Source organism: Stenotrophomonas sp. S4, assembly GCF_054187805.2.
The window spans coordinates 2178269-2199424 of the sequence record NZ_CM196188.1 but is presented as its reverse complement, the minus strand read 5'-3'; the positions used below and the strand labels follow the sequence as shown (position 1 = coordinate 2199424).

At 66.3% G+C, this 21156-nt stretch carries 12 protein-coding genes and 1 pseudogene; 3 read left to right on the top strand and 10 right to left on the bottom strand.

From position 1 onward, the window contains the following. Positions 1–98 precede the first annotated feature (98 nt). Positions 99–1853 carry a hypothetical protein gene (locus ACUZUJ_RS10295; protein ID WP_458220197.1) on the top strand — a complete coding sequence of 585 codons (1755 nt, stop codon included), beginning with the start codon at positions 99–101 and terminating at the stop codon, positions 1851–1853. Here the strand turns inward: ACUZUJ_RS10295 and ACUZUJ_RS10290 are convergent. From ACUZUJ_RS10290 to ACUZUJ_RS10255, 8 genes and pseudogenes are all read right to left on the bottom strand, one after another. After that, positions 1850–4025: pseudogene (locus tag ACUZUJ_RS10290) on the bottom strand (response regulator). The gene ACUZUJ_RS10295 and the pseudogene ACUZUJ_RS10290 overlap by 4 nt on opposite strands. Continuing rightward, positions 4022–5167, bottom strand: coding sequence for a cyclic di-GMP phosphodiesterase response regulator RpfG (rpfG, locus tag ACUZUJ_RS10285; protein WP_014037069.1), 1146 nt, complete (start codon positions 5165–5167; stop codon positions 4022–4024). The pseudogene ACUZUJ_RS10290 and the gene rpfG overlap by 4 nt, the downstream one beginning before the upstream one ends. A 205-nt stretch (positions 5168–5372) precedes the next feature. Next, entirely contained in the window at positions 5373–6884 is a 1512-nt protein-coding gene (gene lysS, locus ACUZUJ_RS10280) for a lysine--tRNA ligase (protein ID WP_049443463.1), read from the bottom strand. A 183-nt stretch (positions 6885–7067) separates the two neighbouring features. After that, positions 7068–8708, bottom strand: a complete 1641-nt coding sequence (locus ACUZUJ_RS10275; protein WP_049443462.1) for an acetolactate synthase large subunit — start codon at positions 8706–8708, stop codon at positions 7068–7070. Between the two features lie 63 nt (positions 8709–8771). Further along, on the bottom strand, positions 8772–10157 hold the full coding sequence (locus ACUZUJ_RS10270; RefSeq protein WP_049443461.1) for an NAD-dependent succinate-semialdehyde dehydrogenase: 1386 nt from the start codon (positions 10155–10157) through the stop codon (positions 8772–8774). A gap of 663 nt (positions 10158–10820) precedes the next feature. Further along, positions 10821–11603 (bottom strand): helix-turn-helix transcriptional regulator, encoded by a 783-nt coding sequence (locus ACUZUJ_RS10265; RefSeq protein ID WP_042358681.1) that lies wholly within the window; start codon positions 11601–11603, stop codon positions 10821–10823. Positions 11604–11648: 45 nt separating this feature from the next. Beyond that, a protein-coding gene (gene prfB, locus ACUZUJ_RS10260) for a peptide chain release factor 2 (protein WP_014037064.1) occupies positions 11649–12774 on the bottom strand; the annotation gives its coding sequence in 2 pieces (ribosomal slippage) (positions 11649–12698 and positions 12700–12774; 1125 coding nt in all). Positions 12775–12844: 70 nt separating this feature from the next. Continuing rightward, positions 12845–13705, bottom strand: a complete 861-nt coding sequence (locus tag ACUZUJ_RS10255) for a LytTR family DNA-binding domain-containing protein (protein ID WP_119006198.1) — start codon at positions 13703–13705, stop codon at positions 12845–12847. A 175-nt stretch (positions 13706–13880) separates the two neighbouring features. Between ACUZUJ_RS10255 and ACUZUJ_RS10250 the strand changes: the two genes are divergently transcribed. Then, the gene (locus ACUZUJ_RS10250; RefSeq protein WP_458220556.1) at positions 13881–15086 is read left to right on the top strand and encodes an acyltransferase family protein; all 1206 of its coding nucleotides are present in this window, start codon (positions 13881–13883) and stop codon (positions 15084–15086) included. Between the two features lie 40 nt (positions 15087–15126). Here the strand turns inward: ACUZUJ_RS10250 and ACUZUJ_RS10245 are convergent, their stop codons facing one another. Beyond that, on the bottom strand, positions 15127–18039 hold the full coding sequence (locus ACUZUJ_RS10245; RefSeq protein WP_458220557.1) for a DUF2135 domain-containing protein: 2913 nt from the start codon (positions 18037–18039) through the stop codon (positions 15127–15129). A 130-nt stretch (positions 18040–18169) separates the two neighbouring features. Between ACUZUJ_RS10245 and ACUZUJ_RS10240 the strand changes: the two genes are divergently transcribed. Then, positions 18170–19219: a DUF1176 domain-containing protein gene (locus ACUZUJ_RS10240; RefSeq protein ID WP_049443482.1), complete on the top strand. Its 1050-nt coding sequence runs from the start codon at positions 18170–18172 to the stop codon at positions 19217–19219. Between the two features lie 83 nt (positions 19220–19302). On the opposite strand, the gene recJ is transcribed toward ACUZUJ_RS10240, so the two are convergent. Further along, a complete protein-coding gene (gene recJ / locus ACUZUJ_RS10235) occupies positions 19303–21060 on the bottom strand; it encodes a single-stranded-DNA-specific exonuclease RecJ (protein WP_049443481.1) in 1758 nt (585 codons plus the stop codon). Between the last annotated feature and the right edge of the window lie 96 nt (positions 21061–21156).

Here is a 21156-nt window from a genome sequence, read left to right as displayed (position 1 = left end):
CGGCAGTAGAACGAACCTCGGACCTATCCAGCACCCAAGATGAACACCGATAATCCCGCTGATGGCAATGGAGCCGTCGAGGCTGCAAGAAGGGATCAATGTTCAGTTGCTTGTTCGGTGCTGGAATCCAGTGGATTCATCTCAGAAGTGATGCCCCTCGCCTCTTCGGCTTCCCGGAGTTTCTCTCTGGATTGGCGTTGCTCCTTCTGGTCTGGACCATATTCGACGTGAGGTATCGATTCCGCGTCGCAACCGCGAGAATTCACGTCGAGAAGTTCGCGATGATTGCGATGATCTCGGTGGGCTGCCTTACGCTCCTCACCGACTGGTGGCGCGCCACGTCCCGACCGGTCATCGCCGGATCATTGCTCACTCCGGAGACCTGGCAGGCCGCTCTTGCCGCCGTGTTCTTCGCCACATTGATCGCCTGGACAATCGCGGCGTTCTCATCATCGAATCGATTCAGTGCCGCCAACGCAAACCGCTTTTCTGAGGCCGTCCAGAAGATCATCGATCGCGGAAGGCCAGATGAAATTTCAGTACTGGTCGAGGAACTAGGTCGCTCCATGGGAGAGATCGCTCGCCACCTGCATGCACCGGAAACAGCGCCCAGCGACGAACGATCCGCGCACGCATGCGCAGAGCGAATCGCCAATCGATTCAAGGATCGGAACGTCTGTCGCACCATCGTAGTTGAGTGCCCGACCGCCATTCCCGCATTCTTCAGGGAAATCCCATCCACTGATCGGCCACATCCCGCCGCTATCCGTTTTGCAGAGAATCTGGTTGCTGAAGCAATCAGACTCGATGGGTCGTTCCTCTACAACGAGGACTACTTCCCCGCAGAAGACATCGATGATGAGGCGCCCCCCCACCCGGCATCTGCCGCACTCGTCTGCAACCGCGCGCTACTCGATAACTCCTCAGACCTGCTGGCCCCACGCGAGGGATCTGCAGTCAGACTGAGCCTCCCCCAGTGGCACGCCTATCTCGGCCTGGTATCCCTGGCGCACGCAGCATGGATGGAAAATCCGTCGCCGGAACCTCCCGACGCACTGCATTGGGCACGCTTCTTCATTGATCGCCAGACCTCCGACCTTGCACAGATCAGGGAGCCCGTAACGTTCCGGAGCGAGTCCTACAAAAGTGTCGAAAAGGAACTGCAGTTCATTGGCAGATTGATCGCCCAGCTTCCGGAGACGCCGCCTCCATCGACAGGACGATGGGAGCCGGCAATCAGCTATATCGAAGCCATGGCGTTCTCGTTGATCGAGTCAGCCGCAGAGATGAAGGCCCCGCAGGCTTCGGCCACAAAAATTCAGTTCTCGCTCATCTGGGAACACCTGTTCTCGCACTCCATTCGTGCGTCGGCAGCAGGAAGGCAGTTCCAGGAGCGCATCGCCGCACGCATGCTCGCAAGTATCCGTGAATGCCCCAGCCCGGACGCTGTCCGCCTGCTCAGCTTCTGCATCAACGCTCTGGGCCTTTCGGCAACCACTGCCGAATCACGCTATGGAGAGCCCTGGCGCGCCTTCCACATGGATCTCCTGGCGTGGATGAAGACCCACCTCGGGCCCTTGCTGGAACGCTATCCACGCATGTCCGAGGACTTCGTTGAAGGCATCGAGTACGACGCCCCAAACCACACCTTGATCCGCTGGTACGTAAAGAGGGGCCAGCGCCAGCCGCACCCGCAAACCCTCCTGCTGACGCACCGGGAATCGATACGTCAGCCGTCCGACTCCGATCAGAAGCCAAGGGGCGCATCAAACTCCCTCGCCTGGATACTGCGCGCAGCGGAATCAGCGGCACAGCGGATTCTCGAACTCGCGCGACGAACCAACAATCCCTAACGCGCCTCACCATCATCAGCAGCACCGCGCAGGCGGCGTTCGGCCCGTGCCTCCAGCGCACGCCGGCCTTCCTTGATCGCGTCCTGCAGGATGTCCAGGCGCGGACGCCATTCGGTCTTGAGCTGCCAGTCGGCCATCCGCATCAGCTCGCCGGCGCGGTTGGACGCGCGCATCAGGCCAAGGTTGCTGGCCACGCCCTTGATCGCGTGGGACTGTTCGCGGAACACATCCCACTGCGTGGCCTCGCCGGCCTGCTCGGCCTTGCCCATGCAGCTCGCCACATCCTCCAGGCACTGGCGGATGAACTCACGTTCGAAGCCCTCGCCCATCCCCAACGAAGCCAGCTCGTCCAGCACGCTGCTGTCGAGCACCCCATCCTGCAGCGCCATCGGTCGAACCACCGGCGCGGCCATGGTCTTCAACTGGGCGTTGTTGGCGATCTCGGCCAGGGTATCGAGCAGGCGTACCGCCACCACGGGCTTGGCCAGGAAGGCATGCGCACCGGCCTGGGTACAGCGCTGGATCGCCTCGGGCGTGACATCGGCGCTGAGCACCAGCACCGGTGTGCGCGGACCGCCACCGGCCTGCATGACCCGCAGCTCCTTGAGCATGTCCAGCCCGCTCATGCCTGGCATGTGCAGATCAACGATGACCGCGTCGAACTCGCTGTCGGCCAGCGCATCCAGCACCGCCTCACCGCCGTCCACGCACAGCACGCGGTGCCCGGCCTTCTGCAGCAGGCGCTGCAGGACCATGCGGTTGGCCTCATGGTCGTCGGCCACCAGGATCTGCATGCTGCGCACGCGGGCGCGATGGCGCAGGAACGGATCGGCAAAGGCGATCACGTTGCCGCCCGGCCCGACGTCTTCGTCGCCGGTCAAGCTCGGCACCGCACCCGGCACCAGCGGCTGCGGCGGCGCGAACGGCAGCTCGACCCAGAAGTGGCTGCCGCGCGGCGGGTTTTCCAGATAGCCGATGTCACCGTCCATGGCTTCGACCAGGCCCTTGGCGATGGTCGTGCCCAGGCCGGTGCCCTCGTGGCGGCGCGCCATGCTGACGTCAGCCTGCTCGAAGGCATCGAACAGCCGCGCGCGCATGGCCGGCGCCACGCCGATGCCGGTATCGAGGATGTCGAAGCGCAACCGCACCGCGCCATTGGTATCCGCCTGGACGACGCCGACACGGATCTCGACCCGGCCGTGGTCGGTGAATTTGACTGCATTGCCGGCCAGATTCAACAGGATCTGCCGCAGATGCCCGACATCGCCGCGCACCCGTGGCGGCACACCGTCGGCGACCTTCACCCGGTAGTCCAGTCGCTTGGCCTTGGCCTGCGGCAGCAGGATCAGCCCGATCGCCTGGATCACATCGGACACGGCGAAGTCTTCGGCCACCACGCGCAGCTTGCCGGCTTCGATGGCCGAGATGTCCAGCACTTCCTCCACCAGCGCCAGCAGGCTGCGCGATGATGCCTGGATGGTGTTGAGGCACTCGCGCTGCTCGTCGTCCAGGCGCGTGGTCGCCAGCACTTCGGTCATGCCGTTGAGACCGTTCAACGGGGTGCGGAACTCATGGCTCATGTTGGCCAGGAAACGACCTCTTGGCCTCGCTGGCGCGGCGCGCCTCGGCCATCGCCTCGGTCAACTGCCGCAGCAGCGTCGAGAAGTACAGCGGCACCGCGGCCAGGCCGAGCCATAGGCCGATGGCCAGGCGGAAATTCTGCTGCCAGTACGGAGTCAGCAGCACGGTGCAACCGAAGCTCACCATCGCCATGGCCACCGCCACGTACAGATAGTGGTTGCCAAAGCGCATGCCGTTGCCGACCGTCACCCACATCACCACGATGTAGACCCAGGACAGCGGCTCGCCCATCTGCACCATGCCGGCAGCGATCAGGCCGTAGTCGGCCAGCATGCCCAGCACGCGGCGTGGATCCGAACGCGCGGGCCGCCACAGCAGCCAACCGAACAGCAGCAGCGACAGGCTCAGGCCGGTCAGCACGATCGCCAGCACGCCCACGTACTGCGTGTGCGGCAGATCGTGGCGTGGCGCAGGCAACAGCACGTAGGCCAGGATCAGGCTGATCAGGACAATGCGGACGATCTGCTGGCCGTGCTCACTGTCCTGGCGCTGGGACAGGCGCAGCCGCAGCTGCGACAACAGCCGTTTCACGCGCCCAGCCCCGGGCGCGCGGACGCCATCGAATGCTCGGCGCAGATCTGGTCCAGCTGCTCGCGGCCGCGCAGCAGTGCGTCCACGCATCGGGGATCGAACAGGCGGCCACGCTGGGCGTAGAGATAAGCCAAGGTGGCTTCCATGGTCCATGCTTCCTTGTACGGACGGGGTGATATCAGGGCGTCGAAGACATCGGCGACGGCCACGATGCGCGCTTCCAGCGGAATCGCATCGCCGACCAGCCCATCGGGATAGCCACTGCCGTCGTAACGCTCATGATGACGCAGTGCGATCAACGCGCCAACCTGGATGAAGCGATTCTGGCTACCACTCAGCAGTTCATGGCCAATGCGCGGGTGCCGGCGCATGATCGCCAGCTCCTCCTCGTTGAGCTTGCCCTGCTTGAGCAGCACCGCATCGGGGATGGCGATCTTGCCCATGTCGTGCAGCGGCGCGGCCATCTCGATCAGGCGCACTTCCTCTTCGGGCAGCCCGAGCTGGTCAGCGATCAGGCCAGCCACGCGCGCCATGCGTTCCAGGTAGGCACTGGTGCCGGCATCACGGAACTCAATCGCGCGCGCCAGCCGCGACAGTGTCTCGCGCTCCCGCTCTTCGACTTCATGCATGCTGGCCAGCAGCCGCTGTTCCAGCGACAACGCCCGCTGCTTCACGTTCTCGGTCTGTTGCCGCAGCTGCAACAGGTTGTAGCAGCGCGCACGCAGTTCGCGCGGGCGGATCGGCTTGACCAGGAAGTCGATGACACCCGCTTCCAGCGCGGCCTGCCGGATCGGCTCGTCGCCGACCACGGTGATCAGGATCACCGGAATGTCGCGGTGCTTCGGCAGGCGACGGAAACGGCGGGCGAATTCCAGCCCGTCCATCTCCGGCATGCGGTAATCGAGCAGCAGCAGGTCGACCGGATGCGCTTCGCACCACGCCAATGCGGTCAGCGGATCGCCGAAGTCATACACGCTCAGTTCCGGCGCGATGTCCTCGATGACGTGACGCAGCATCGTCCGGGCGGAAGTCTGGTCGTCAACAATGACGATGTTCAACGCGTACTCTGCCTGGTTTTTCGACCATGCTGGATCATCAGCAGGCGAGGATACTCTGCCGCTGCGAACGCTCGCACCCTGCATCGGCCTGACTCCCGTGTCATGCGTCCCGGTTCATGATCGTCATCACATTGTGAAGCGGGCTCTCCACACTGTGCACTCCCCTTGCCGCCGATCAAGCCACAACAGGCGTCAAGGTAGTGCAATAACGATACGCCGAGTGCGGGAGGCGTCAATCGCGCCGTCCCGTTTCGGGACGGCGCGCACAATCAGGAGTCAAAAAGACGACTTACTGCTCCGGACGCATGTACGGGAACAGCAGCACGTCGCGGATCGAACTGCTGCCGGTCAGCAGCATCACCAGGCGATCGACGCCGATGCCAAGGCCGCCGGTCGGGGCCATGCCGTACTCCAGCGCACGGATGTAGTCGGCGTCGTAGTGCATGGCCTCGTCGTCGCCACCCTCCTTCGCGGCCACCTGCGCCTGGAAGCGCTGGGCCTGGTCTTCCGGGTCATTCAGCTCGGAGAAGCCATTGGCCAGCTCCTTGCCGTTGACGAACAGCTCGAAGCGGTCGGTGTAGCCCGGATCGTTGTCGTTGGCACGGGCCAGCGGCGAGACCTCCACCGGGTGATCGGTGATGAAGGTCGGCTGGATCAGGGTGTGCTCGACGGTGGCCTCGAAGATCTCCAGCAGCAGCTTGCCCCAGCCGTAAGACGGCTTGACGCGGATCTTCAAGCGCTCGCAATGGCGCAGCAGCGCGTCACGGTCGGTGCAGTCGGCGGCGGAGATTTCCGGGTTGTGGTGGCGGACCGCCTCGTCCATGCGCCAGCGGCGGAACGCCGGGCCCAGGTCGATCTTCGCGCCATCCCACTCCACCTCGGTGCCACCGTTGACCGTCGTGGCCACGTCACGGATCACGCCTTCGGTCAGGTCCATGATCTCGTTGTACGTGGCATAGGCCTCGTACAGTTCCATCATGGTGAATTCCGGGTTGTGGCGGGTGCTGACGCCTTCATTGCGGAAGTTGCGGTTGATCTCGTACACGCGCTCCAGGCCACCCACGGTCAGGCGCTTGAGGTACAGCTCCGGCGCCACGCGCAGGTACAGGTCCAGGTCCAGCGCATTGTGGTGGGTGGTGAACGGCTTGGCCGCCGCGCCGCCGGGGATGTAATGCATCATCGGCGTCTCGACTTCCAGGAAGTCGCGGTTGTCCAGCCACGCGCGCATGGCGCGGATGATCTTCGAGCGCTTGATGAACACCGCGCGCGACTCCGGGGTCACGATCAGGTCGACGTAACGCTGGCGGTAACGCTGCTCGACGTCGGCCAGGCCGTGCCACTTGTCCGGCAGCGGGCGCAGCGACTTGGTCAGCAGGCGGATCGATTCGGCCTTGACCGACAGCTCGCCGGTCTTGGTACGGGTCAGGCCGCCTTCGACGGCGATGATGTCGCCCACGTCCCAGCCCTTGAAGGCGGTGTAGGCATCGCCCAGCACCGCGCCCTGCAGGAACAGCTGGATGCGGCCGGACTCGTCCTGGATCTGCGCGAAGCTGGCCTTGCCCATGATGCGCTTGGCCATCAGGCGGCCCGCCATCTTCACCTGGCGGCCGTTGCCTTCCAGAGCCTCGGCGGTCCACTGTCCGGCATCGGCGAATTCTTCCTGCAGGCGGCCGGCGAAGTCCTCGCGACGGAAGTCGTTCGGGTACGCGATGCCCTGCCCACGCAGCGCTTTGAGTTTCTCACGGCGCTCGGCGATCAACTTGTTTTCGTCGACGGGGGGGGTATCGGTAGCTTCGCTCATGGATCTGCGGGAATCGTGTAGTGAGGGGGGATGCTGCGCCCGGCACAGCCGGTTGCCCAGCATACCAAAACCGCCCTGCCCCGGCCCCGGCCCGCCGCCCGGTAGCCGCCAACCCTGGTTGGCGCTCTGCGTGTCGACCAAGGTCGACACCTACCGGGCGGATCGGCCGGCCCTGCTCCGGCCTTACCTGTTTCCTGGGAACGCCTGGCGCAACTCGTCCACCAGCACCCGCTGGTTCTCCGAGTAGTCGATCGGCACCGACACCAGATGCACCCCGCCCTCGTTGAAGGCCGCTTCCAGGGTCGGGATGAACTGCTCGATGGCCGTCACCTCGTGGCCCTTGCAGCCATAGGCCTCGGCATACTTCACGAAATCGGGGTTGCTGAAGGTCATGCCGTAGTCGGTGAATCCATCCACCGCCTGCTTCCAGCGGATCATGCCGTAGGCACCGTCGTTGAGGATCAGCACCACCAGGTTCAGGCCCAGCCGGCGCGCCGTCTCCAGCTCCTGGCTGTTCATCATGAAACCGCCGTCGCCACACACCGCAAGCACCCGCCGCTGCGGATACAGGATCGAGGCCATGATCGCCGACGGCAGCCCCGCGCCCATCGTCGCCAGCGCATTGTCCAGCAGCAGCGTATTGGCCACCTGGGTGCGGTAGTTGCGCGCGAACCAGATCTTGTACATGCCGTTGTCCAGCGCCACGATGCCATCCGGCGGCATCACCTGGCGCACGTCGTGCACCAGCCGCTGCGGGGTGAAGCCGGCCTCCTCGGCACGATCGGCCAGATGCTCCAGGATGGTCGGGCGCAGCGGCAGCAGCGCATCGGCGTTCGGCACCGCACCCTCGATGCGGTCGGCCAGCTGGGTCAACGAACGGCCGATATCGCCGATCACCTCCACCTGCGGGAAGTACACCTGCTCCACCGCCGCCTGCGAGTAGCCAATGTGGATCACGGTCGGCCCACCCGGGCGCATCACGAACGGCGGCTTCTCGGTGACCTCGTGGCCGATGGTCACGATCACGTCGGCCTGGTCGATCGCCATGTGCACGTAGTCGCGCTCGGTCAGCGCCGCGGTGCCCATGTACAGGCCCGAACCGCCGGCCACCGCGCCCTTGCCCATCTGCGTGGTGAAGAACGGGATGCCGGCGCGCAGCACAAAGGCCGACAGCGCTTCGCTGGACTGCGGTCGCGACGCCGCTGAAGCGATCATCAGCAACGGCCGCTTGGCATTGCGGATGATCTCCGCCGCCCGGTCCAGCGCCTCCGGGCTGGCAATGGGACGGTCCACCGCGTGCGGCGGAATCAGCGCCACGCCATCGACCTCATCGGCGGCGATGTCTTCGGGCAGCTCCAGCAACACCGGGCCCGGGCGCTCTTCCTGGGCGACACGGAACGCCTCGCGGACGATGGTCGGGATGGTGCGCGCCGAGACGATCTGCCGCGCCTGCTTGGTCAGCGGCTTCATCGTGCCGACGATGTCGACAATCTGGAAGCGCGCCTGCTTGCTGGCGACGATGCCCTTCTGGCCGGTGATCATGATCACCGGCCACGCACCCAGCAGCGCGTAAGCAGCGCCGGTGGTGAAGTTGAGCGCACCCGGGCCGAGCGTGGCCAGGCACACGCCGGGCTTGCCGGTCAGGCGCCCATAGGTGGCCGCCATGAACACCGCTGCCTGCTCGTGGCGGGTGATGACCAGCTCGATGCTGGAATGGCGCAGTGACTCGACCACGTCGAGGTTTTCTTCGCCGGGAATACCGAAAATGCGCTCAACGCCTTCGTTCTCAAGCGCGGCGACAAGCAGATCTGAACCCTTGGACATTGGAATGCCGTCCTTTTCGCTGGACTGATGGTGGATCGTTGCAGGAAGGATGAGAGCCGCGCGTCAACGCTTGTCGAACCATACCGTCTGCGCGTTGACGAACTCGCGGATGCCGAAGTGCGAGAGCTCGCGGCCGAAGCCGCTCTTCTTCACGCCGCCGATCGGCACGCGTGGGTCCGAGGCGGAGAAGCCGTTGACGAACACGCCGCCGGTCTGCAGCCGGCGCGCCAGCTGCATGGCCCGCGCGCGGTCGCCGGTCCACAGGTTGCCGCTGAGGCCGAATTCGCTCTGGTTGGCCAGCTCCACCGCATGGTCGGCATCGCGGGCCCGGCTGATCGAGGCCACCGGCCCGAAGGTCTCGGTATCGAAGGCCTGCATGCCCGGTTCCACGCCGGCCAGCACGGTGGGCGCATAGAACGCGCCCGGGCGGTCCAGCTGGTGGCCGCCGACCAGCAGCTGCGCACCGGCCTCCACCGAAGCACGCACCTGCGCATCCAGCTGTTCCAGCAGGTCCTGGCGCGCCATCGGGCCGATGCGGTTGCCCGCTTCACGACCATCGCCGATGGTCAGCGCCTGCACCTTCTGGCAGAACTGCGCCACGAAGCGGTCGTACACCGCGTCTTCAACGATGATGCGCTTGCCGGCGATGCAGACCTGCCCGGTGTTCTGGAAGCGCGAGGCCACCGCCGCATCGACGGCCGCATCGAGGTCGGCGTCGGCCAGCACGATGAACGGATCCGAGCCGCCCAGTTCCAGCACCACCTTCTTCAGCGCCTGCCCGGCCTGGGCGGCGATGCTGCGGCCGGCGGCCACGCTGCCGGTCAGGGTGACGGCGGCGATGCGGTCATCGGCGATCGCACGGCTGGTGCCCTCGCGGCTGATGTTGGCGGCGATGAAAGTGCCATCCGGCAGTCCGGCATCACGCCAGGCAGCATCAAGCAGCTGCGCGGTACCGACGATGTTCTCGGCCGGCTTCAGCAGGAAGCCGTTGCCGCCCATCAGGATCGGCACCGCCGCGCGCATCACCTGCCAGTACGGGAAATTCCACGGCATGATGCCCAGCACGACGCCCAGCGGCAGGTAGGACACGTAAGCCTTGTCATCAGGCACCTGGGTCGGTTCGTCGCGCAGGAACTGCGCGCCGTGGTCGGCGTACCAGTCGCACAGCACGGCACACTTCTCGATCTCGGCCAGCGATTCGGCCTGCACCTTGCCCATCTCGGCGGTGGCCAGCGCAGCCAGCTTCTCGCGGTCACGGCGCAGTACGCGCGCCATCGCACGCAACACCTGCGCTCGCTGTTCGAGGCTGCTGGCACTCCAGGCAGCGAAGCCGGCCTGGCCGCGATCGAGGATCGCATCGAGCTCGGCATCGGTGGCGAAGGGATGGCTGGCGATCTGCAGGCCGGTGGCCGGATCGCGGGAAATGGCGGTGGTGGGGGCAGCGGACATGCAGGTCTCCTGGTGTCTCGACAACGGGCGGCGGCCCGTCTCCTGCACAGGAATGTGGACCCTATGGAGGGGCACAACAAGGCGTCTGCTTATCCTGTGACCTGCACTTACCTGCCTGAATGGGGTGGGTTGTCCTGGCAGGGCTGCGCCCTGCACCCGCCGAAGCAACGGCAACAGCCGAAGCAACAGCACGAGCTGGTTTCCTATGGGATGGCGGGGTGGGTCCGGTTGCGGGGGACGGCGTGAATACATCCATGTAGCCTCGGTCGCGCCATCCATGGCGCTCACGCCCCCGCAACCGGACCCACCCCGCCTTCGACGGTTTCCTGCGATCTGCCGGAAATACTCTTGGGGTCAGATCCGTTTTCCGTAGGAAAACGGATCTGACCCCATCCTTGTGCATCGATATCTGACAGATGTGTCGACCAAGGTCGACACCCACCAACAGCCGCAGGAAACTGTCAGAGGCAGGGTGGTGTGGGTTGGCAGGACCGTTGGCGCCATGGATGGCGCCATCGAGCCCCCATGGACGGGTTTACGGCGTGTCCTGCCAACCCACACCGCCCCGCCATCCCGCAGGAAGCCAGCATTTGGAGTTGCTGTTGCCGGCCAGCGGCCGGCACTACCGCAGGTGCAGGGCTGCAAGCCCTGCCGAACAACCCTCTACCTACGCGGCAGGTAGGTCACCAGTGACAGATCGTGCCGGCTCTCCGGCACCAGCGCCACGTACTGCAGGTCCAGCAACCCGCGCGTGGGATGGTTCAGCTTCTTCGCACCTTCATCGAACCGACGCACGTCGTGCTCCGGCCACCACTGGCGGAACTCCTCACTGTGCGCCGCGATGTCCTCGACCAGTGCCAGGAACGGGGCCTTGTCCGGCGCCTGCGCCATCGCCGCACGGAAGCCCGCCAGCAGGCCGCGGGTCATTTCTTCCCAGTTGAGGATCAGCGTGCGGTACGGCGGGTACAGGAACATCAACCGCAGCGTGTTGCGCTCATGCGGCGCCAGCTGGCTGTAGTCCACGAACAGATCGGCGATGGCCGGGTTCCAGGCCAGGATGTCGAAGCGGGTGTTGCGCACATAGGCCGGGATCGGCTGCATCGCGTCCACCAGCTGGCGCAGGCCGTCGGTCACGCTCTCGTCCGGTGATTCCAGCGGCACGCCGTAGCCGGACAGCGCGAACGCGTAGGCGCGTTCGTCGTCGCTCATGCGCAGCACCTGCGCCAGCCGCTCCAGTACCTCGGGCGAGGCGCGTACTTCACGGCCCTGCTCGATCCACGTGTACCAGCTGACGCTGACGCCGATCGCCAGCGCGACTTCCTCGCGCTTCAGGCCCGGGGTGCGCCGGCGCCCGGCCGGGAGGCCGAGCGTGGCGGGGTCGACACGGGCGCGGCAGGCCTTGAGGAAGCCGCCGAGTTCCTTGCGTTCACTTTCGCTGCGCATCATCGCCCTCCATCACGGAGGGCGATGCTATCCGCGCAGGCGCGTCGATCAGGCATCGACGCGCTTGGAGCCCACGGCCAGGCCGGCCTTCAGGCTGGCCTCGACGAACTCGTCCAGGTCGCCGTCCAGCACCTTCTGCGTGTCCGAACGTTCGATGCCGGTACGCAGGTCCTTGATGCGGCTCTGGTCCAGCACGTAGTTGCGGATCTGGCTGCCCCAGCCGATGTCGGACTTGGTGGCTTCCACGGCGTCCTTCTCGGCGTTGCGCTTCTGGATCTCCAGCTCGTACAGCTTGGCGGCCAGCATCTTCATCGCGTTGTCGCGGTTCTGGTGCTGGCTGCGGCCGGTCTGGCAGGCCACGACGATGTTGGTCGGGATGTGGGTGATACGCACCGCCGACTCGGTCTTGTTGACGTGCTGGCCACCGGCACCGGACGAACGGTACACGTCGGTTCGCAGGTCGGCCGGGTTGATGGTGATGTCGATGTTGTCATCGATTTCCGGCGACACGAACACCGAGGTGAAGCTGGTGTGGCGGCGGTTGTCCGAGTCGAACGGTGACTTGCGCACCAGGCGGTGCACGCCGGTCTCGGTCTTCAGCCAGCCATAGGCATAGTCGCCTTCCACGCGCAGCGTGGCCGACTTGATGCCGGCGACGTCGCCACCGGACACTTCCATCAGCTCGGTCTTCCAGCCGCGCGACTCGCACCAGCGCAGGTACATGCGCAGCAGGATCTCGGCCCAGTCCTGGGCCTCGGTGCCGCCGGCACCGGCCTGGATGTCGACGAACGCGGCCGCATTGTCCATCTCGCCGGAGAACATGCGCTGGAATTCCAGCTTCTCCACGTGGGCCTGGTGCTTGTCGAGGTCGGCGACCACGGCCAGTGCGGTGTCCTCATCCTGCTCGGACTCGGCCAGCTCCAGCAGTTCGGTGGCGTCGTTCAGGCCATCGAGCACCGAGGCGATGCCGCCCACGGTCTTTTCCAGGCTGGAACGCTCGCGGCCCAGGTTCTGGGCATATTCGGCGTTGTTCCAGACGTCGGGGCTTTCCAGCTCCCGCGTTACTTCTTCAAGACGCTCTTTCTTGGCGTCGTAGTCAAAGATACCCCCGAAGCGACAGCACGCGATCGGTCAGATCGGTGATGCGCTGGCGGACAGGATTCAGTTCGATCATGTCGGCGGTTATGCATTCAAAAGATGACTGGTAATGATACCGCAGGCCGCGGGTGCCCGGAATGAGGGCCTCACCCTGCCCCCAGCGCCTGCCGCAGCAGCGGCAGCTGGCGCCGGCTGCAGGGCACTTTGGCCCCGTCGGCCATGTGCAGCAGGGCCTCGCCGCCGTCCAGCGGCTCGATCGAGCGCAACTGGCCCCGATGGATCAGCCAGCTGCGGTGCGGGCGCAGGAACACCCCCGGGTCCAGCCGCTGCTCCAGTACCGCCATGGTGATCCGCAGCGGGTAGTCGTGGCCGCGTACCCGCAGGTTCACGTAGTTCCCCGCGGCCTGGGCGTACTCCACGTCCGCAGTGGCGACCAGGAACTCCTTGCCCAGCTTGCGCACCAGGAAGTGCTGGGGGCGCTCGACCGGCTCCACCGGCGGGCCGACGTCGGGCTCGGCCAGCAGGCTCGCTTCGCCCTGCCGGCGCCGGCCGAACCAACTGGCAAAGTGCTCCAGTGCCACGAACATCGCAAACGTGCGTACATCCTTCAGGTATTCGTACGCAAAACGCTCCAGCCAGCCTGCATCGTCCTGGTACCGATACCCCAGCGCTCCATAGGCCAGGTGCCGCAGCAGCATCATCCCCACCACGTGCAGCAGCGACCAGCCGACGCTGGCCAGCAGATACAGCGGCAACCGCTGCTTCCAGGTATCGGCATGCAGCGGCCAGCGCTCGCAGCCCCACCACAGCAACGGCAGGGTCATCAGGACCAGGCAAAGGCTGCTGAACTCCCAGATCATCGGCTCCCACAGGCCGAGATCGGCGCCGCGGCGTCCGGCATCCATCACTTCGACCAGCGCATTGGTCACCGCTGAAGCGGACAGGATGGCCGCCCATACCAGCAGGCGGGCTGACGTGCGCCAGCGCGGTGGTCGGCCCTGGGTCATTGCTGCATCCATGTCGTTGCGGTGCTCCAGCCTGCCTCAAGGGACTGAGGGTAGCGGCTCCATTGGTCCCACCACCCCCGCCATTGGTCACTGCGCGGGTTCCGGCGGCCCCTTGGCGGTCGCTGCACGGACCGGGCGGCGTCACCTTGGCTCGACTCTCCGGCACACCATCCCCATGACCCGACGCCACGACATCGACGCCCTGCGCGTGTTCGCCTTCGCCCTGCTGATCCTCTACCACACCGCCATGGCCTACGTGGACGACTGGGGCTTCCACCTCAAGAGCGTGCACACGGCCGAATGGCTGCAATGGCCGATGGTGTTCGTCAATCGCTGGCGGATGTCACTGCTGTTCCTGATCTCGGGCATCGCCATCGCACTGATGCGGCCCGAAGGCAGGTTGCTGCGCTTCGCCGGCCTGCGTACCTGGAAGCTGCTGTTGCCCCTGCTGTTCGGCATGTTCGTGATCGTACCGATCCAGCCGTACTGCGAAGGCGTGGCCAACGGCCATGTGGCGCCCGGCTTCGGCCAATTCCTGCTGCGCTACTGGCAGGTGCGGCCCTGGCCGGAAGGCAGCTTCGCCGGCTGGCAGTACGGCATCACCTGGAACCACCTGTGGTACCTGGCCTATCTGTGGAACTACACCCTGGCGCTGGCCCTGCTGATGCCATTGCTGGGAACAACAGGCGTGCGCAGCGCGATGGCACGCGTTGCAGCCTCGCCCGCGCTGCTGATCGGCATTCCGTTCGCCCTGCTGCTGGCCTGGGTGGTCTGGCTGGAGCCGATCTATCCGTCCACCAATGCCCTGCTCGGCGACTGGTACCAGCACGCGAAGTACGCCACGGTGTTCCTGGCCGGCTACCTGCTGGGTCGCGAGCCACTGTTCTGGGAACGGGTGGTGGCCCTGCGCCGCACCACGCTGTGGCTGGCGCTGGCTGCGGTCGGCTGGTACATGGGCCTGCGCATCCTCGGCCAGGTACTGGCGGCCGATTCCCCCCTGCGGCAATGGCCCGAACCGTTCTGGGACCTGCAGGTCCGGACCAGCCAGTCGCTGTACGTATGGACCGCGCTGCTGGCCATCCTGGGCTGGGGAAAGGTCTTCCTTGATCGTCCGTTCCGCTGGTTGCCGTACTGCACCGAAGCCATCTATCCCTGGTATATGCTGCACCAGAGCCTGATCATCGCCCTGCTGTTCTGGCTCAAGCCACTGCAGCTGGGCCCGTGGATGGAACCAGCCCTGCTGCTGGCCGGTACCGTCGGTGGCTGCCTGCTGATCCACGAGCTGCTGATCCGACGCTCGCGCTGGCTGCGGCCGCTGTTCGGCCTGCGCGCCGATCCGCCTGCGGCGCAGATCGCACGCGCCGCGACAGCGCAGTTGTAGAGCCGAGCATGGGCTCGGCTCTACACGGGTGTCCGAACGGTCATTTCACCTCGAACTCGCCCACCAGCACGGTCTCGGCACGGTCCTTCAACCGCATCGTGACCATCTGGTCCTTCTGCTTCGGCGTGCCCCAGTGCGTGGTCAGGCGCAGCATCAGGGTCGTTGCACCGGTCACCAGCTGCTGGCGGCTGCCGAAATAGTTCGCCTCCACCTTGTACTTGCCCGGCTTGGCGTTGCGCAGCGAGAACTGCTCGGGACCATAGCCGCCGGTGAAGTCCTGCGACATCCGCCCGCCCTGGTAGGTCTGGCGGTTGCCGTAGTACGCGCGCTCGCCATTCGGGTCAGTCACCCACAGGTCCATGTCGCTGTTGTCGGCGTCCCACGACAGCACCACACGCAGGTCCAGCGGCATCGCCTGCAGCAGTCGCGGGTCGATGCTGCGGGTGTCCAGACGCGGCGTACTGCGCGCCACCAGGTTGGTCAGCTCATCCAATGCGATCAGGGCGATGCCATCGAAACGACTGTCCCACGGCCGCACCACCACCTGGTACAGCGGCGCTAGTGCCTGCTGCGGCTTGCCCGCTGCTGCCAGCGCCAGGCCCAGGTCGCGGAAGCTCTGCGGCTCCTCCTGACCCATCGCCAGCACCTGCTCGAACACCGGCACCGCCAGTGCCGGTGCATCGGCCTGCATCAGCCGGTAGCCGAGCACGCGCAGCAGGTGGCGGTTGTCCAGGTCCATCTCGGCAAGGTTCGACAGCACGCGCAGTGCCAGTTCGCGCTGGCCCTGCTCCAGCAGCAGGTCGGCCACGTCGAGGAAGAACGCGCTGCTGTCGGCATGGGCATCGCGCTCGGCCAGATAGCGGTCATAGAGCTGCGACGGCGGACCCTGGCGCAGGCGACGGGCGATGGCCGAATCCGGCTGCCATGCCGCCAACTGGATGCCGAGCTGGCCGTCGTTGGCGGCAGCGGATGCGTCGGCGGACCCGCTGGTGACTGCGATCGCATCCAGCGCCTTGTTCGATGCAGGTGCTGAACGGCGCGCGCGTGCGCTGCTGGCGTCCATGCGCTGCTCGGCAGCCGCGGCCATCGGTGAAGGCGCAGCCGGCGGGGCAGGCGCAGGGGCTGCCAGCATCGCCACGGATGCGGATTCGGCTGCGTAGCCTGCGGATGCAACTTCCAGCGCCATTTCCTTGGCCTGCGGCGGCGCGCCCTTCGGCCAGCTCCGGTTCCACCACTGCTGGCGCTCCTTCCAGCGAGCGGCCACTTCATCCAGGCGCTGGCGATCGGCTGCGGCGCGATCACGTACCTGCACTGCAAACCTGGCGTCGTACTCGGCGCGCAGCGTGCCGGACGGACGGATCGCATAGCGCAAGTAGTCCTCCAGCGTCTCCAGCACGATCAGGGAGGTATCCGGCCCGACCAGGCCGAACTGCTGCGACAGCAGCTGCATGGCTTCGCGGTTGCCTCGACGGTCGGCGCCGAGTTGCTGCAGACGGGCCTGCGCCCACAAGCCGGCCACCAGTTCACCGTCGTCACTCTTCTGCGTTGCCGGCAGCGCTTGCCATTCACCGCCGCCGACGCGCACCCGCATCGGCACGCCGTCGGCCGCCAGTCGTGCATGCAGCCACAACCAGCCCTGGGCTTCACTGCGACGATCGATCACCACGTCCTGTACGCCGCGGCCCGCATCGACCTGCACGTCCAAGGGCGACCACAGTAGTTCGCGAGCGGCCGCATCAACATCATTACCCAGCGCGACGAAGCGTCCGCCATGCGCTTCGCTCCAGCCACGCAGTCGCGTGCTGTCAGTACGGGCGCCGGCGCTGCTGATCGCGAACAGGCGTTGATCCGGCGCGAGTGCTGGCAGTGCTTCCGGCCCATAGGTCAGCAGACCATCGCTGAGCAGCAGGTACTCCTTCACACTCGGCTGCGGCTGCCACTGCGCCAGCGCGCTGGCACCGTCCGGGCGCACGGCCTGCAGCGCAGCACGCAGCTCGTTCCAGTTGCCAGCGCGGACGCGGAAGCGCCGCACCGGTTCGGCGCGGTCGCGCAGCACGGTCAATGTCACCGTGCCGTCACCCATCGCGGCGAAGTAGCGATCCAGCAGCGCGAACTCACGCGTGCGATTGCGCTGCCCCGCCGAACCGGAACCATCCCACAGCAGGCCGATCTCGCTGGGCAGCGTGCGGGGCGTGCTGTTGGCCGCCACCGGCAGCTGCGCCAGCAGGTAGTGCCCATCCTGCCAGAGCGCCACCTGGACCTGCGCCTGACGTGCTGCGGGCAGGCGCCACTGCAGCTGCGTCGGCAGCTGCGCGCCCTTGCCCTGCCAGTGCAGCTGGCCCGCAGTGATGCGGAACGGCGCCATGCCAGCGGTGGACGCGCCCGGCGCCTGCAGCTTCAATTCAACCGAAGACGCACCGGCGGCGAACTGCAGCGGAAGCGTCCACTGCCAGCCTTGTCCGGCGAAGGCCAACGGCTCACGAATCACCAGCTGCACGCGGCGGCTGCCGCCGGCCGGCAGCGGATAGATGCGCAGGCGGAACTGGTTGCCGGCAGTCTGCTCCAGCAGGCCCGGGTCGACACCACGCCGGGCGATTTCTTCGAACACCTGACGGCCACGGTCCTTGGGCACCGGCACGGCGTCACGCAGTTCGCCGTTGATGTCCAGCGCGAAGCCGGTGATCTGCTGGCCATCGGCCAGCGGGAACTGCAGCTCGCCCTCCAGCACGCGCCGGTTCGGGTTGTGGAATTCCAGGGTGATCCGGGTCTGGGCGACGCCGGCCAGGACCTCGCCTTCGATGCGCGCACGCTGGAGCTGCACAGGCTGTTCGGCGGCGGGCGCAATCAAAAGCAGTGTGGCGGCTTGCGGCCGGGCAATGCGTGGCGACTGGGCGCCGGCGGGCCAGATTGCGAGGGCAAGCATCAACACGCTGCAGCAACGGGCGAAGACCATGACAGGGCTCCAGTGGGATCGTGGACCTTTGAACGCGCGAACAGCCGGAACGGGGTTGAACGCCGTGCAGCTTTTCATCGCCCCCACCAGCAGGCACCATGCCTCCCATTCCCTACGTGCAAGGATGCCGATGCGATCCCTCCTCCCCGCCGCCCTGCTGGCCCTGGCCTGCCCATTGAACGCCAGTGCCGCTGCCCCGGCCAAGAGCCTGTATTTCCAGCACCACGACTGGATCGTGGCCTGCGACAACACCCTGACCTGCCGCGCCGCTGGCTATGCCCCCGATGATGGCAGCACCCTGAGTGTGCTGCTCACCCGCAAGGGCGGCCCGGGCCAGGCCATCCAGGGCCGCCTGTCGCTGCAGCCGGAAGAAGGCCAGCCCCAGCCCAGGGGCGCACTGCATCTGCGCATCCAGCAGCAGGATCTGGGCGTTCTGGCACCCGCAAAGGGCGAAGGCACGCACAGCCTGAATGCCACGCAGACCAGCGCGCTACTGTCCGCGCTGGTACGCGACGGTGGAGTCAGTGTGACCGATGGCGCCGGCCATCGCTGGCCGTTGTCAGACAAGGGGGCGGCAGCGGTGCTGCTGAAGATCGACGAGTACCAGGGTCGCCTTGGCACACCCGGCGCCGTGATGCGCAAGGGCAGCACGCCTGAATCCAGCGTCCCCGCCGCACTGCCGGTGCCGGTGGTGCGCAAGGCCGCTACCGTTGATTCGACCCCGGATGATCCGGCGTTTGCGAAACTGGCCGCCTCACCCGCCCTGCGCGCGGCGCTGCGTGCCACGCTGAAAGAAGACAGCTGCGAAGGCCTTCAGGAAGCCGATGCCGATACTCCGCTGAGCAACTCGCCGCTGGAGGTCCGCCGCCTGGACGCACAGCACGTGCTGGTCAACGTGCCCTGCTGGCGAGCGGCCTATAACAGCGGCGATGGCTACTGGGTGGCCCGCCCACAGCCGCCGTTCCAGGCAAAGTGGGTGACCAGCGATGCCATCGACTACGACGATGGCCAGATCATTGCCGCGCAGAAGGGCCGCGGCCTGGGTGACTGCATCTCGCAGAACACCTGGACCTGGAATGGCACCGCCTTCATCGCCACCTCGGAAGTGGCAGCGGGCCTGTGCCGGGGTGTGCCCGGCGGCACCTGGGAGCTGCCGACACTGGTAACCGAAATCCGCTGACTTCCCGGAAAAGGGGGACGGAGGGGATTAAGTCGCTTGTGCCTTGTTTGCCACTTGCGACTTAATCCCCTCCGTCCCCTTTTTCATGCGGGGAGGCTGTGCTCCACGATCAACTGGATGGCGCTGCCGCCGCGATAGTCATCGCAGGCCAGCCGGTAGGCGAGATGCACACGGCGGCCCGGCGCGTTGCCGTGCCAGCCACCGAAGTGGATCGCGTTGATCGTGCCGGGTACGCCGGGCAGGCGCAGCTCCAGCTTCAAGTGGCGCTCCTTCAACACGCGCCAGTTGGCCACTTCGAAGTGGCCATCGAACAGCGGTTCGGGGAAGCCCTGGCCCCACGGTCCAGCCAGGCGCAACGCATCGGCGTGGCGATGATCCAGCTCGTCTGCGGCCAGTTCGCCGTCGCTGAGAACCTGCTGCTGCAATGCTGCGGGGTCGAGCATTTCCAGCACGACAGCCACGAAGGCCGCCTTGAAATCATCAACGTGGTCAAGCCGCAGGCTGAGGCCGGCCGCCATGGCGTGGCCACCGAAGCGTTCGATCAGCCCCGGATGCCGCGCATCGACCAGTGCCAGTGCGTCACGGATGTGCAGGCCGGGAATCGAACGCGCCGAGCCGCGCAGGGTGTCGGCACCCGGTTCAGCCGGGGCGAAGGCAATCACCGGGCGATGCAGGCGATCCTTCATCTTCGACGCGACCAGGCCGACCACGCCCGGATGCCAATCGGCATCGAACAGGCAGGCCGCCACCGGGCGCTGGCCGGCCATGTCCAGCACTACGCGGGTCAACGCCTGCTCGGCGTCATCGGTCATCGATTGCTGCACCGCGCGCCGTTCCGAATTGATCTGCTCCAGCGTCTGCGCGATCTCGCGCGCCTGGCGCGGGTCTTCGGTCAGCAGCAGCGCGATGCCCAACGCCATGTCCTCCAGCCGGCCCGCCGCGTTCAGGCGCGGGCCGAGTGCGAAGCCGATGTCGGTGGCGGTCAGGCGCGCGGCATCACGGCCACTGGCTTCGATCAGCGCACGCAGGCCGACACAACCCTGCCCTGCGCGCAGACGGCGCAGGCCTGCGCTGACCAGCGCACGGTTGTTCGGGTCCAGCGCTACCAGGTCGGCAACGGTACCGACCGCCACCAGGTCCAGCAGCGTGGTCAGGTCCGGCCCCTTGCCATCGGCAAAAACGCCGGCCTCGCGCATCTGACGGCGCAGCGCCATCAGCACGTAGAAGATCACGCCGACACCGGCCAGCGACTTGCTGGGGAAGGCGTCGCCGTCCAGATTCGGATCAACGATCACGTCGGCCGGCGGCAACTGCGGGCCCGGCAGATGGTGGTCGGTGACCAGCACCTGCCAGCCACGCGCCTTGGCCGCGCTCACACCCGCGTGGCAGGCAATGCCGTGATCGACAGTAACCAGCAGGTCCGGTTTCAGCTCGGCCAGTTCCTCCACCAGTGAAGGTGACAGGCCATAGCCGTGCACCATGCGGTTCGGCACCGCGTGGAAGACGTGCTGCGCGCCGAGCATGCGCAGGCCTCGCACACCGACCGCACAGGCGGTAGCACCATCGCAGTCGAAATCGCCGACCACCAGGATGCGCTTATCGTTGGCGACGGCCTCGACCAGCAGTCCCACCGCATCGTCGATTCCGGTCAGCAGCTCGGGCGCATGCAGATTGCCCAGCTTCGGCTGCGCCAGTTCCGGTGTACCTGCGCCACGACTGGCGTAAAGCCGCGCCAGCAGCGGCAGCGTGCCCTCTGGCCAGCTGCCGGGCACGACCGCATCGCGGCGGCGGATCATCGGCGTATCAGAGGTGGGCTGCACGGCATCGGCGGCAAGGGACATCGGCATCGCCGGTTACGAAAGACAGAGGGATGATACCGCGCGTGGGAGAGGCTGGCGGGATTGCGCCCGGCAGCGGCGGTAGTGCCGGCCGCTGGC